At 67.0% G+C, this 12577-nt stretch carries 13 protein-coding genes; 10 read left to right on the top strand and 3 right to left on the bottom strand.

The features are described from left to right. Nucleotides 1–31 precede the first annotated feature (31 nt). The 3 genes from BLW40_RS03775 to ychF are packed head-to-tail and all read left to right on the top strand — an operon-like array spanning nucleotide 32 to nucleotide 2480. Nucleotides 32–652, top strand: a complete 621-nt coding sequence (locus BLW40_RS03775) for a 50S ribosomal protein L25/general stress protein Ctc (RefSeq protein ID WP_074765657.1) — start codon at nucleotides 32–34, stop codon at nucleotides 650–652. A gap of 1 nt (nucleotide 653) precedes the next feature. Continuing rightward, nucleotides 654–1370 carry an aminoacyl-tRNA hydrolase gene (gene pth / locus BLW40_RS03770; protein ID WP_074765655.1) on the top strand — a complete coding sequence of 239 codons (717 nt, stop codon included), beginning with the start codon at nucleotides 654–656 and terminating at the stop codon, nucleotides 1368–1370. A 6-nt stretch (nucleotides 1371–1376) separates the two neighbouring features. Continuing rightward, on the top strand, nucleotides 1377–2480 hold the full coding sequence (gene ychF, locus BLW40_RS03765; protein WP_074765653.1) for a redox-regulated ATPase YchF: 1104 nt from the start codon (nucleotides 1377–1379) through the stop codon (nucleotides 2478–2480). Between the two features lie 206 nt (nucleotides 2481–2686). Here the strand turns inward: ychF and BLW40_RS03760 are convergent, their stop codons facing one another. Beyond that, nucleotides 2687–2884, bottom strand: coding sequence for a hypothetical protein (locus tag BLW40_RS03760; protein WP_074765827.1), 198 nt, complete (start codon nucleotides 2882–2884; stop codon nucleotides 2687–2689). A 61-nt stretch (nucleotides 2885–2945) separates the two neighbouring features. On the opposite strand from BLW40_RS03760, the gene BLW40_RS03755 reads away from it, so the two are divergent. From BLW40_RS03755 to BLW40_RS03725, 7 genes are all read left to right on the top strand, one after another. After that, complete coding sequence (locus BLW40_RS03755; protein WP_074765651.1) at nucleotides 2946–4532, top strand: peptide chain release factor 3; 1587 nt, start codon at nucleotides 2946–2948, stop codon at nucleotides 4530–4532. Nucleotides 4533–4660: 128 nt separating this feature from the next. Then, nucleotides 4661–5368 (top strand): DUF2076 domain-containing protein, encoded by a 708-nt coding sequence (locus BLW40_RS03750; protein WP_074765649.1) that lies wholly within the window; start codon nucleotides 4661–4663, stop codon nucleotides 5366–5368. Nucleotides 5369–5638: 270 nt separating this feature from the next. Then, entirely contained in the window at nucleotides 5639–5992 is a 354-nt protein-coding gene (locus BLW40_RS03745; RefSeq protein ID WP_074765825.1) for an AtpZ/AtpI family protein, read from the top strand. A gap of 12 nt (nucleotides 5993–6004) precedes the next feature. Further along, nucleotides 6005–6748 carry a F0F1 ATP synthase subunit A gene (locus BLW40_RS03740; RefSeq protein ID WP_074765647.1) on the top strand — a complete coding sequence of 248 codons (744 nt, stop codon included), beginning with the start codon at nucleotides 6005–6007 and terminating at the stop codon, nucleotides 6746–6748. A gap of 54 nt (nucleotides 6749–6802) precedes the next feature. Next, nucleotides 6803–7027 carry an ATP synthase subunit C gene (locus BLW40_RS03735; protein WP_002730311.1) on the top strand — a complete coding sequence of 75 codons (225 nt, stop codon included), beginning with the start codon at nucleotides 6803–6805 and terminating at the stop codon, nucleotides 7025–7027. Between the two features lie 120 nt (nucleotides 7028–7147). Continuing rightward, the gene (locus BLW40_RS03730) at nucleotides 7148–7642 is read left to right on the top strand and encodes a F0F1 ATP synthase subunit B family protein (protein WP_074765645.1); all 495 of its coding nucleotides are present in this window, start codon (nucleotides 7148–7150) and stop codon (nucleotides 7640–7642) included. Then, nucleotides 7639–8172: a F0F1 ATP synthase subunit B family protein gene (locus tag BLW40_RS03725; RefSeq protein ID WP_074765643.1), complete on the top strand. Its 534-nt coding sequence runs from the start codon at nucleotides 7639–7641 to the stop codon at nucleotides 8170–8172. The genes BLW40_RS03730 and BLW40_RS03725 overlap by 4 nt, the downstream gene beginning before the upstream one ends. A 294-nt stretch (nucleotides 8173–8466) precedes the next feature. Here BLW40_RS03725 and BLW40_RS03720 read toward each other — a convergent pair whose 3' ends face one another. Further along, the gene (locus BLW40_RS03720; RefSeq protein WP_074765641.1) at nucleotides 8467–11937 is read right to left on the bottom strand and encodes a chromosome segregation SMC family protein; all 3471 of its coding nucleotides are present in this window, start codon (nucleotides 11935–11937) and stop codon (nucleotides 8467–8469) included. A 21-nt stretch (nucleotides 11938–11958) separates the two neighbouring features. Beyond that, on the bottom strand, nucleotides 11959–12567 hold the full coding sequence (locus tag BLW40_RS03715; protein ID WP_074765640.1) for a DsbA family protein: 609 nt from the start codon (nucleotides 12565–12567) through the stop codon (nucleotides 11959–11961). Between the last annotated feature and the right edge of the window lie 10 nt (nucleotides 12568–12577).

Below are 12577 nucleotides of genomic sequence, written 5' to 3'. Positions count from 1 at the left end.
CCGCGCCTTTTGTCCTGTCAGGAGTAAATCCATGTCTGATGCGATCTCTATCGTCGCTGAATTGCGCGATCGGAGCGGAAAGGGGGCCGCCCGTGCCGTTCGTCGTTCCGGTAAGGTGCCCGGAGTTATTTACGGCGAAAAGCAGGCTGCCGTCCTCGTCCAGTTCGATCCCCGCGTTCTGTGGGCCCAGCTGAACAAGCCCGGTTTCTACACCCAGCTGTTCGACATCGATCTCGGCAACGGCAGCCGCGAGCGCGCCCTGGCCCGCGACGTCCAGTTCCACCCGGTTTCGGACCAGCCGGTCCACGTCGATTTCCTGCGCGTGTCGGCCGACCATGCCATCCACGTCAAGGTGCCGGTCCACGTCGCCAACGAGCTGAAGTCCCCGGGCGTCAAGAAGGGCGGCGTCGTCAATATCGAACTGCACGAAATCGAGCTGGTGTGCAGCCCCGATGCGATCCCGCACGGCCTGACCGTCGATATCTCGGCGCTTGAGATCGGTCATTCGGTCCACCTGAAGGACATCGCTCTCCCCGCCGGGGTGAAGCCCTACCACCTGTCGCCCGAGGTCACCGTGATCTCGATCTCCGCGCCGACCGTGGCTCTGGCCGCGGCCGAGGGCGAAGCGGCGGCTCCGGCCGCTGCCGGCTGACATGCTGTTACTGGTGGGACTGGGCAATCCCGGCCCGGACTACGCCAGGAATCGGCATAATATCGGCTTCATGGCGGCGGACCTTCTGGTCCGCCGCCATTCCTTCGGACCTTGGCGGTCGCGCTTCCAGGGCGAGACCGCCGAGGGAAGCATCGGCGGCGAGAAGGTGCTGGTCCTCAAACCCGCCACCTTCATGAACCTGTCCGGCCAGTCGGTCGCGGCGGCGGCCCGCTTCCTCAAGATTCCCCTGTCCGACATCGTCGTGCTGCATGACGAACTCGATCTGCCGCCCGGTCGGCTGCGGGTCAAGACCGGCGGCGGGGCCGGGGGCCATAACGGCCTCAAAAGCATCGATTCCCATCTCGGCAAGGACTATCGCCGGGTCCGGCTCGGCATCGGCCATCCCGGCGACAAGGATCGGGTGGCGGGCTATGTGCTGTCCGATTTCGCCAAGGCCGACGAAAGCTGGCTGCCGCCGCTGCTCGACGCCGTGGCTGAGTCCTTGCCGTTGCTGCTCGGCGGCGACGAGGCCGGTTTCATGAACCGCGTCAGCGTCCTGACCCAGCCGCCCAAGCCCAAGACCCCGCGCCCCCCCGCGCCCGCGCTCCCGTCGGGAGCCGCGCCCGTCGCGCCTCCCTCCGAACCGCCCCCGCCCCCCGGCGGTGCCTTGGCCGAGGCGCTGCGTGCGGCGATGACCAAACCCTTCAGGAAGGATTAGACCCAAATGGGCTTCAATTGCGGCATCGTCGGCCTGCCCAACGTCGGCAAGAGCACCCTGTTCAACGCGCTGACCCAGACCGCGGCGGCTCAGGCGGCCAATTACCCCTTCTGCACCATCGAGCCGAATGTCGGCCGCGTCGCCGTGCCCGATCCCCGGCTCGACCGGCTGGTCGCGATCGCCAAGAGCCAGAAGGAAATCCCCACCCAGCTTGAATTCGTCGATATCGCCGGTCTGGTGCGCGGCGCCAGCAAGGGCGAAGGGCTGGGTAACCAGTTCCTCGCCAACATCCGCGAGGTCGATGCGATCGTTCACGTCCTGCGCTGTTTCGAGGATGGCGACATCACCCATGTCGAGGGCAATGTCGATCCGGTCCGCGATGCCGAGACGATCGAGACCGAGTTGATGCTGGCCGACCTCGATTCGCTCGAACGCCGCTTCACGCCGCTCGAGAAGAAAGCGAAGAACAACGACAAGGACGCCAAGGCCCAGGTCGAAGTGATGGCGCCGCTGCTGGCCGCCCTGCGCGAAGGCAAGCCCGCCCGCACCGTCCGCTTCGACGACGAGGAACAGCGCCGGATCGTCCGCACGCTGGGCCTGATGACGACCAAGCCGGTCCTTTATGTCTGCAACGTCGATGAGGCCAGCGCCGCCACCGGCAACGATTTCTCGGCCAAGGTCGCCGCCTTTGCCGCCGCCGAGGGCAACAGCCATGTCGTGATCTCGGCGGCGATCGAAGCCGAAATCGCCCAGATCGGTTCGGACGAAGAGCGGACCGAGTTCCTCGAAACCCTGGGGCTGGGCGAAACCGGCCTGACCCGGGTGATCCGCGCCGGGTACGAGTTGCTCCACCTCGTCACCTTCTTCACCGTCGGTCCCAAGGAAGCCCGCGCCTGGACGGTGCAGAAGGGGGCCAAGGCTCCCAACGCCGCCGGGGTGATCCACACCGATTTCGAACGCGGCTTCATCCGCGCCGAAACCATCGCCTATGACGATTTCATCGCCTGCGGTGGCGAGGCCGGATCGAAGGAAGCAGGCAAGATGCGGCTGGAGGGCAAGGAATACGTCGTCCAGGACGGCGACATCTTCCACTTCCTGTTCAACGTCTAGATTGTTGGGGGCGTTTGCCCCCAAACCCCTAATCGGGAGGCTTTGGCCTCCCGAACCCTCCGGATATCTAGCGTTTTGGGGTCGTCACCCCCGGGCTTGACCCGGGGGCCGGCCATGACGGGTCGGCTGTTTCTAAATCATTGAAATAAAAAGAAACGGGTCCGGGCGGTCGCCCGGCCGCGCAGCGGAATTTGTCCGCTCCGCCTTCAATCGATCCCGTAATCCTGGATACGGACGACGTAATCGGTGCTGCCGCCCAACTGGCTGCGCAAGGTGGCGGCGTCCTCGCAATCAATGACGAAGGTTCGGATCGCGTCGAGCGCGCATTCCTCGGGTTTGCGGCCCAGAGTCCGGGCGGCAGCGTACAAGCGCTGGGCGAGATCGAGGGGGATGTCGATACGCACCGACAAGGCTCCTTTGCTATTTTCTTGATTCTCGCTCCGGTTCCGACGAAAACCCAGCACCATGAGCTCGCTGACCGACCATATCGCGCTTCGGCGCACTTTCGCCATCATCTCCCACCCCGATGCGGGTAAGACCACGCTGACGGAAAAGCTGCTGCTGTTCGGCGGAGCGATCCAGTTGGCCGGTGCGGTGCGTGCGCGCGGCGAACAGCGCCGCACCCGCTCGGACTGGATGGCGATCGAAAAAGAGCGCGGCATTTCGGTGTCGGCCTCGGTGATGACGTTCGAGCATGAAGGGCTGACCTTCAACCTGCTCGACACCCCCGGCCACGAAGACTTTTCCGAGGACACCTACCGCACCCTCACCGCCGTCGATTCGGCGATCATGGTGCTGGACGCGGCGAAGGGCATCGAGACCCAGACCCGCAAGCTGTTCGAGGTCTGTCGTCTGCGCGACGTGCCGATCGTCACCTTCATCAACAAGGTTGACCGTGAAGGCCGCGAGACCTTCGACCTGCTCGACGAGATCGAGAAGACGCTGGCGCTCGACGTCTCGCCGGTGACCTGGCCGATCGGGATGGGGCGCGATCTGAAGGGCGTTTACGACCTGACCCGCGACCGCGTCATTCTGTTCGATCCCGGTCGCGGCGATCACATCGCCGAAATCGGCCTCGACGCCACCCTGGATTCGCCCGAACTCGACCGCGCCGTCGGCAAGGTGGCGGCGGAAAAGCTGCGCGAAGAGGTCGAACTGGTCCGCGCCGGCTTCCCCGAATTCGATATCGAGGCGTTCCGCGCCGGCCACCAGACCCCGGTGTTCTTCGGTAGCGCGCTGAAGACCTTCGGCGTCGCCGAATTGCTGCGCGGCGTCGGACGGTTGTCGCCGCCGCCGATGGCGCGCAAGGCCGCGACCCGCACCGTCGCTCCGGACGAGGCCAAGGTCACCGGCTTCGTGTTCAAGGTCCAGGCCAACATGGACCCCAACCACCGCGACCGGATCGCCTTCTTCCGCATCTGCTCGGGCACCTTCCGGCGCGGCATGAAGCTGCGCCACATCCGCACCGGCAAGGCGATGGCTCTGGTCAACCCGGTGTTCTTCCTCGCCCGCGACCGCGAACTGGCCGAAGAGGCGTTCCCCGGCGACATCATGGGCATCCCCAATCACGGCCAGTTGCGGATCGGCGACACCTTGTCGGAAACCGAGGATCTGAACTTCCTCGGCATCCCGACCTTCGCCCCCGAAGTGCTGCGCCGGGTCCGCCTCGACGATCCGATGAAGGCCAAGCAGCTGAAAAAGGCGCTGGAGGATCTGGCCGAGGAAGGCGTCAGTCAGGTGTTCAAGCCGCAGGACGGCTCGACCTGGATCGTCGGCGTGGTCGGCCCGTTGCAGTTCGACGTGCTGACCACCCGGATCGAAAGCGAATATTCGATCAAGGCCGGGTTCGAGGAAGCACCGTTCGTCACCGCCCGCTGGGTCGCCTGCGACGACGACGCGATGTTGCGCCGCTTCATCGATTCCAACAAATCCAACATGGCCGAGGATCGCGACGGCGGGCTGGTCTATCTCGCCCGCAATTCGTGGCAATTGACCCGCGCCCAGCAGGATTTCGAAACCGTCCGCTTTACCGCGACCCGCGAGCAGCACTAACCGAACGGATTAGGGCGACCGTTGAAATCAAAGGTTCGCCGAAATCGAACACGGACGGCACTGGACGGGGGGCGATTCGCCCCCCAGATTGTGGGCGGTTTGTCGCAACCATCTCTAAGGCAAAGACCATGACCCCCCAGGAACGATCCTTGATCCAGAGCGTCTTCGACCGGCTGGCGCGTCTGGCCGGCTCCCCCAAGGATTCCGAGGCCGAGGCGCTGATCCTCGCCTCGATCAGACAGATTCCCGACGCCCCCTACCAGTTGGTCCAGGCGGTAGTGGTGCAGGAGCAGGCCCTCACCGAGGCCGAGGCCCGCATCGCCGAATTGCAGCGCCAGTTGGCCGAGGCCCAGGCCCGCGCCGCTCAGCCCGCGCCGCAGCCCGCGGGCGGGGGATTGTTCTCCGGCCTCAACCCGTGGGGCCGCTCGCGGGTGCCGCAGACCCCCGCCGCCCCTCCTCCCAACTACGGCCAGCCCGGCTTTGGCGGCGGTCAGCCCGCCTATGGCCAACCCGGCTATCCCCAGCCCGGTTTCGGTCAGCCCCAGCAAAGCCCGTGGGGCGGCGCGCCGTCGGCGGGCGGCAGCTTTCTTAGGACCGCAGCAGGAACCGCTGTCGGCGTCGCGGGCGGCGTGATGCTGGCCGAGGGACTGTCCAACATGTTCGGTGGCGGCCATGCCGCAGCGGCGGCCGCTGCGCCCCATGTCCCCCCCGCCGCCGATCCTGCGGCTGCTCCGGTGTCCTATGACACCCAGGTCGCCGATACCGGCGGCTATGACGGCGGCGGCGATTTCGGCGACAGCGGCTTTGACGGCGGCTTCGACGACAGCGCGTTTTGATCCAATCGCGGGCGCTCGCTGACGGGGAACCGATCGGCGGGCGCCTTTTCGCGACGGGGCCAAGCCCCCGCGCCACCCCTTCGGGTTGGGCGCCTCGCCCCACCCCACCCGGCTTTCCCCGGAACCGTCACCAAATCGAAACGAATTAAGGCTGACATTACAGGATGTTAGCCCGAATGGTTTCCGGCCTTGACACGGGTGGGCCTACCCCTTATGGTGCCCGCGCTTTTGGCACCGTCGGGCCAATGGGGGCTTTTCGAGGATTACGGCATGGCTGACCCCGAGACGACCCCGTCCCTGGACGAATTCGAGTCCCGTCTGCGCGAAGCGCGGAAACGGGAGGAAGAAGATTCCGGCCGGGAGGCGGAGCGCAAGGGCGGCCCCACCAGCATGGGGCTGGGCTTTCGCATCGGCATCGAACTCGTTGTCGGGCTGGTGCTGGGGACGGGGCTTGGCTGGGTGCTTGACCTGTGGCTGAGAACCGGTCCTTGGCTGATGCTGCTGTTTCTCTTCCTGGGAGGAGCAGCCGGTATCATGAATGTTCTCCGCGTCATGCGCGGCCTGGATCAGACGGTCGGTTTCGGCCAGGCGCAACGGCGCGCCGGACAGGCGCAGGACCATTGAAAGAGGCGTGCAGTGGCTAATCCAATCGAACAGTTCAAGATCCTGCCGTTGGTTCCCCTCAAGGTCGCGGGCGTGGACATCTCGTTCACGAACTCGGCGGCGATGATGGTGCTGGCGGTCTGTCTGACCACCCTGTTCCTGACGCTGTCGGTCCGCTCGCGCGCCCTGGTTCCGGGGCGCTGGCAGTCGTTGGCGGAAATTTTCTACGAATTCATCGCCGGAATGTTGCGCGACAATGTCGGGTCCGAAGGGCGACGCTATTTCCCCTTCATCTTCACCCTGTTCATGTTCGTGCTGTTCGGCAACGTGCTGGGGCTGCTGCCGATCCCCGCGATCGGCTTCACCTACACCAGCCATATCATCGTCACCTTCGCCCTGGCGGCGGTGGTGTTCGTCGGTGTGACCCTGATCGGCTTCTGGCGTCACGGCTTCCACTTCCTGCGGATGTTCTTCCCGGAAGGGGCGCCGCTGGTGACCGCGGTCGTGTTGGTTCCGATCGAGATCATTTCGTATCTGTCGCGTCCGATCAGCCTGTCGGTCCGACTGTTCGCGAACATGACCGCCGGGCATATCATCTTGAAGATTCTGGGCGGCTTTGTCGTCACCCTGGGGTCGATGTATATCCTGCCGGGCGTTCTTCCCTTCGCCTTCCTGTCGGCGGTGACGGTACTGGAAATCGGTATCGCCCTCTTGCAGGCTTATGTCTTCACCGTGCTGACCTGCATTTATCTGCACGATGCCATCCACATGCATTAAAGCCGGCGGCGGGTCCGAGGCTTGATTTTCTGTCCTTGAAGGAGCTTGAGGAACATGGATTACGAATCTGCGAAAGTGATCGGTGCTGGTCTGGCCGCCATCGGTGTGATCGGTTCGGGTGTCGGCGTCGGCTCGGTTTGGTCGTCCCTGATCGCTACTGTTGGCCGCAACCCGTCGGCCAAGTCTAACGTCGAGCTTTATGCCTGGATCGGCTTTGCGGTGACCGAAGCCATCGCGCTGTTCGCCCTGGTCATTTCGCTGATGATCCTCTTCAAGTAGGACGGCGGTTCTCCTCGGAGGACGGGAACGGCGCCGCGCAGGGATTTCCCGGTCGCGGCCCACCCCGTCTTCGGGGGGGAGAAAAGCTCGCTCGTCCCTCATTCTCCAGGAGCTTCCGGGATGCCCCAGTTCGACCCGGCATTGTTCACGCCGCAGCTATTCTGGCTGTTGCTCACCTTCATCGCGCTCTATGCGTTGATGGCCCTGGTGGCCCTGCCCAAGATCGGCGCCGTTCTCGACGAGCGTCAGCGCAGGATCGACGACAACCTCGACAAAGCCGCGCAGCTGAAGGCCGAAGCCGACGCCGCCGTGGCCGCCTATGAAAAGGCGCTGGCCGAGTCCCGGGCCCAGGCCCAGAAAGTCATTCGCGAAGCTGCCGACCGTCTCGCCCGTGAGGCCGACGAACGCAGCCGAGCCCAGGCCGCGCATCTTGCCGACCTGATCAAATCCGGCGAGCAGCGCATCGCCGCCGCCAAGACCCAGGCCCTGGCCAACGTCCGTGCCGTCGCCATCGACGTCGCCGCTTCGGTGGTCGAGCGTCTGGTCGGACAGGCGGCCGATCCGGCCCGGCTGGACGCTTCGGTGACCGCCGCGTTTAAGGAGCAGGGCCGATGATCTCCACCGCTTATGCCGCGAGCGAGGCCGCCGCCCACGCCGGTCCGTTCTATACCGAGGCCCATTTTTGGGTCAACGTCTCCTTCCTGCTGGTGATCGGTCTGGCTTGGCGTCCGGTGGCCCGCGCCATCGCCGCCGCCCTCGACGCCCGGTCCGCCAAGATCAAGGGCCGGATCGACGAGGCTCATCGCCTGCGCGAGGAAGCGCAGGAGCTGCTCGCCACCTATCAGCGCAAGCAGCGCGACGCGATGCGCGAGGCCGAGGAAATCATCGCCCACGCCAAGGCCGAAGCCGAGCGTCTGGCCCATCAGGCCGCCCGCGATCTGGAAATCCAGATGAAGCGGCGCGAACAGATGGCGCTTGACCGCATCGCCCAGGCCGAAGCCCAGGCGCTGAAGGAAGTTCAGCACACCGCCGTCGATATCGCGATCGCCGCCGCCACCAGTGTGATCGGCGACAGCCTGTCCGCCGCTCAGCGCGGCGCTCTGGTCGATCAGTCGATCGGTGGCCTCCAGGGCAAGCTGCACTAAGCACGCGCGCCTAGGAATACGCTTTGCGACAGGGCGGTCCGCACCAGCGGGCCGCCCTGTTCGTTTGAGGCTCGCCCTACCCCGTCGGTCGTGAAAAAGTCCTTCGGCCTTTGGCCTCAGTGTACTTTTCCCCGGTTGAAAAAGAATCCCCATGCTCAATCAAGCTTTCCGCGCGGGGATGGATTTGGTTCAACACGAAAAATGGGCGCTGGGCCGCCCCTAGCCCATTTTTCTCCTTTTAATCCAACGGGAAAAAGTACACCGAGCGACAGCGAGGGACTTTTTCACGGGCGACTAACCCGCCAGAGCGGTCTTGTCGCGCAATTCCTCGGCCTGGGCCAGATCGACCGAGACCAATTGCGACACCCCGCGTTCGGCCATGGTGACGCCGTACAGGCGGTCCATCCGGGCCATCGTCATCCGGTGATGGGTAACGATCAGGAAACGGGTGCGGGTGGACGCGGCGATACTGTCGACCAGGGTGCAGAAGCGATCGACATTGGCGTCGTCGAGCGGGGCATCGACCTCGTCCAGCACGCAGATCGGGGCCGGGTTGGTCATGAACACCGCGAACAGCAGGGCCAGCGCGGTCAGGGCCTGTTCGCCCCCCGACAACAGCGACAATTGCTGCATCCGTTTGCCGGGCGGGCTGGCCATGATCTCCAGCCCGGCGTCAAGCGGATCGGCGGATTCGGTCAGGGCCAGATGAGCCCGCCCACCGCCGAACAGCCGGGCGAATAATTGGCGGAAATCGCGATCGACCGCCTGGAACGAGGCCAGCAGTTTGTCGCGGGCCTCGCGGTTCAGTTCGCCGATGGCGTGGCGCAACCGGGCAATCGCGGCGACCAGATCGTCTTTTTCCGCCTGCATCGCGGCAATCCGCCCTTCCAGGTCCGTCGCTTCCTGTTCGGCGCACAGATTGACCGGCCCCATCTGGTCGCGTTCGCGAGTCAGCCGGTCGAGGCGGCGTTGCAGATCGGGCGGATCGGGCCGCTCGTCTTCGAGTGTCGTCACCAACGCGCGCAATTGCTCGGGCGTCACCTCCAGCCGCTCGGCGATCCGGGCGGCGACGGCGCGGCAGGCCTGATCGGCGGCGGAAACGGCGGCCTCGCGACGGATGCGCTCCTCACGGGCGGTGGCGACCGCCTGCTCGGCGGCGCGGGCCGCGCGATCGGCTTCGGCCAAACCATGCTCTGCCGCCTGAACCCGGTCCTCGGCGGCATGGGCGGCGGCATCGGCGGTTTCGGCGCGGTCAAGCAAATCGGCGCGGCGGCGGTCGAAGCTGTCGGGCAGACTGGCGAGGCGCTCGATCTCGAACAGCACCGTCTCGCGCCGTTCCTCCAATTCCTCGACATGCTGACGGGCGGATTCGGCCCGGGTGCGCCACGAGAGCAGATCGGCCTCGACCGCATCGCGGCGACGGCCCCGGTCGGCGGCGTCGCGGATGATCCGGTCAAGCCCGGCCTTGGCCTCGATCAACCCGGCCCGCAATTCGGCCAGAGTGGCGCGCAGGCTCGCGATCTGGCCGCGCCCATCGTCGGCTTCGGGAAAAGCGGCGGCGGCGGCATGCGCCTCGGCCAGTTCGGCTTCGGCCTGGGCCAGATCGTCCTCGGCCGCCGCGCATTGCTCGGCCACCGCCTCCAGCCGGGTCTCATGGGCGGCGGCACGCTGGGCGAGGCGGCCATGGGCGTCGCGGGCGCGGGCGGCCTCGGTTTCGGCGCGGCGCACCGCATCGCGGGCGGCCCGTTCGGCCTCGGCGGCGCGTTCGGCGTCCATGATCGCGGCCCCGGCCTCTTCCTCGGCGGCCTCGACCCCAAGATCGGCATCTTCCAACCGGGCATCGAGGTCGCGCAGACGGTTGCGCTGGGCCAGACGCAGCGCCATCGGGCTGGGCGCCCCCGCCCGCGCGGTATAGCCGTCCCAACGCCACAGATCGCCCTGGGGCGTCACCAGCCGCTGCCCCACCGCCAAGGCATGGCGGCGGATGTCCCCCTCGGCCGCGTCCTCGACAACCGCGATCTGGGCCAGCCGCCGCGCCAGTACCGGCGGCGCGGTGACGAAGGCGGCAAGCGAACGGGTACCGGGCGGCAGCGGCGGACCGGACTCGACCGGGCCGAGATCGTCCCAACGCACCGGGGCGGCCGGATCGGTGGGAGCCGCCAGATCCTCGCCCAACCCCGCCGCCAGCGCCGGTTCGTACCCGGCCAGGGCGGAGACGTCGTCGAGCACGGGGCGGAACCCGGCGCTGCGGCCCTGGGCCAGCACCTGACGCAACGCATCGGCCTCGGCGTGGAGGCGGTCGCGGGCGGCAATCGCGGCGGCGTGGGCATCGCGGGCGCGGTCGCGGGCAGTCTGGGCCGCGCCCCGCTCGGCATCGGCGCGTTCGGCCTGCTCGCGGGCTTCGAACAGGAATTCCTCGGCCCCCTCCAGCTCCATTTCGAGCGCGGTAAGATCAGCGCGGTCGATCGCTTCGGCCTCGATTTGCGCCCGCTGCGACAGCGCCAGGGCGGCACGGTCGCGCAGACGGTCGCGGCGATTCTCGGCCTCCTGCAACCGGCGCAACGCGGCGGCGCGCTCGGCATCGGCGGCGGCGACCTCTTCCATCCGCGCCGTCAGCGCCTGATCCGCCGTCGCAACCTCGGCGGCGGCGGCGGCGACCCGCGCCTCGGCCTCCTGCCGGGCGTCGTTTTCTCCGGCGGCCTCCTCGGCCAGGGCCTCGCGCTCGGCCTCCAGCCGGGCCACCGCCTGATCGGCATCGGCGGCGCGGGCATGTTCGCGTTGCAGGTCCGAGCCGACCTGGGCCAGCCGGGCATCAAGGTCGCGCCGCATCTCGGCCATCCGCCCCGCCTCGGCCTCCAATTGCTCGCGCTCGGTCAGCAGCGTCCGCACCTGCTGGCGGGCCTCGTCAAGGGCGGAACGCAGCGGCGGCAGATCGGCGGCCAGGGCAATCGCACGAGCAGCAGCGGCGGCGGCGGCGGCGGTCGCATCCTCGACGCCGGTTTCGATCTGGCGCAAGGCGACGCGAGCAGCATCAATCGAAGTCAGCGCGTCCAGCCAGCCGAGATAGAGCAGCCGGGCCTCCAGCGCGCGGATCTGTTCGGACAAGGTGCGATAGCGCGCCGCCTGCTTGGCCTGCCGCTGGAGCGCGCGCAATTGTTCGGCCAGAGTGGCAAGAACGTCGTCAAGCCGCTCCAGATTGCCTTCCGCCCCTTTCAGCCGCCCCTCGGCCTCGTGGCGGCGGGCGTGCAGCCCGGCGATCCCGGCGGCTTCTTCCAGCAACAGGCGGCGGTCGGCGGGGCGGGCGTTGATCAGGGCACCGACCCGGCCCTGGCTGACCAGACCGGACGAGCGCGCCCCGGTGGCGGCGTCGGAAAACAGCAATTGGACGTCGCGGGCGCGGGTCTCGCGGCTGTTGACCCGATAGGTCGAGCCGTTGCCACGCTCGATCCGGCGCGACACCTCGATCTCGTCCTGGTCGTATTGCGGCGGGCCGGTGCGGGCGGCGTTGTCGAGGGTGACCCCCACTTCGGCGATGTTGCGGGCAGGCCGTCCGGCGCTGCCGCCGAAGATGACGTCGTCCATCTCGCCGCCGCGCATCTGCCGGGCCGAGGTCTCCCCCATCACCCAGCGCAGCGCCTCGATCAAATTCGATTTGCCGCAGCCGTTGGGACCGACGATGCCAGTCATTCCCGGCTCGATCCGCAATTCGGCGGGATCGACGAACGACTTGAACCCCGAAAGGCGCAGCCGGGAAAACTGGAGCACCGCCGCCCCCTTAAGCGGGCGTTACTTCGACGCCGCCTTCAGGGCCTTGTCGATCTCCTCGAACGGTCGGGCTCCGGGCAAGACCTTGCCGTCGATGATGAAGGCGGGGGTGCCGTCGATGCCGCGCTTCTCGAACGCATCGCGGGCGCGCGCTTCCAGCGCGTTGGCGAGATCCTGACGGCGCAGGCATTCATCGACCTTGTCCTCGCCCATCCCGGCCAGCTTCGACAGCTTCTTCAGTTCGGCCAGCGGATTGGCCGACCCCATCCAGCGTTCCTGCTGGTCCATGATCAGCCCCAGCAGCCCGAAATAGCGATCCGGCCCGGCGCAGTGCGGAATCATCGACGCCCCCAGCGACAGAGCATGCGGCCCGGTCGGGTAATCGCGGAAGATCAGCTTGGCGCGGCCGGTGTCGATCCATTCCGCCTTCACCCGGGGCAGCACGGTCTTGTTGAAGGTGGCGCAATGGCCGCAGGTGGTCGAGGCGTATTCGATGATCGTCAGCGGCGCGTCGGGCCGCCCCAGCACCTGATCGGTCGGATAGGTCTCCTCGGCGGCACGGGCCGTCGGAGCGGCGGTCAGCACGACAAAAGTGGCAGCGGCGGCGAACAGGCGGGCGAGCGTCTTCACCGGAAATCTC

Source organism: Magnetospirillum fulvum (assembly GCF_900108475.1).
Taxonomy (GTDB): domain Bacteria; phylum Pseudomonadota; class Alphaproteobacteria; order Rhodospirillales; family Magnetospirillaceae; genus Phaeospirillum; species Phaeospirillum fulvum_A.
The sequence above is the reverse complement of the archived record's forward strand: the minus strand, read 5'-3'. Positions and strand labels throughout refer to the sequence as shown.

Bases quoted from the DNA above. Each gene is read 5' to 3' on its own strand.
- BLW40_RS03725 (WP_074765643.1), top strand. From the start codon at position 7,639: ATGATCTCCACCGCTTATGCCGCGAGCGAGGCCGCCGCCCACGCCGGT.
- pth (WP_074765655.1), top strand. From the start codon at position 654: ATGCTGTTACTGGTGGGACTGGGCAATCCCGGCCCGGACTACGCCAGG.
- BLW40_RS03775 (WP_074765657.1), top strand. From the start codon at position 32: ATGTCTGATGCGATCTCTATCGTCGCTGAATTGCGCGATCGGAGCGGA.
- BLW40_RS03730 (WP_074765645.1), top strand. From the start codon at position 7,148: ATGCCCCAGTTCGACCCGGCATTGTTCACGCCGCAGCTATTCTGGCTG.
- BLW40_RS03755 (WP_074765651.1), top strand. From the start codon at position 2,946: ATGAGCTCGCTGACCGACCATATCGCGCTTCGGCGCACTTTCGCCATC.
- BLW40_RS03735 (WP_002730311.1), top strand. From the start codon at position 6,803: ATGGATTACGAATCTGCGAAAGTGATCGGTGCTGGTCTGGCCGCCATC.
- BLW40_RS03750 (WP_074765649.1), top strand. From the start codon at position 4,661: ATGACCCCCCAGGAACGATCCTTGATCCAGAGCGTCTTCGACCGGCTG.
- BLW40_RS03745 (WP_074765825.1), top strand. From the start codon at position 5,639: ATGGCTGACCCCGAGACGACCCCGTCCCTGGACGAATTCGAGTCCCGT.
- ychF (WP_074765653.1), top strand. From the start codon at position 1,377: ATGGGCTTCAATTGCGGCATCGTCGGCCTGCCCAACGTCGGCAAGAGC.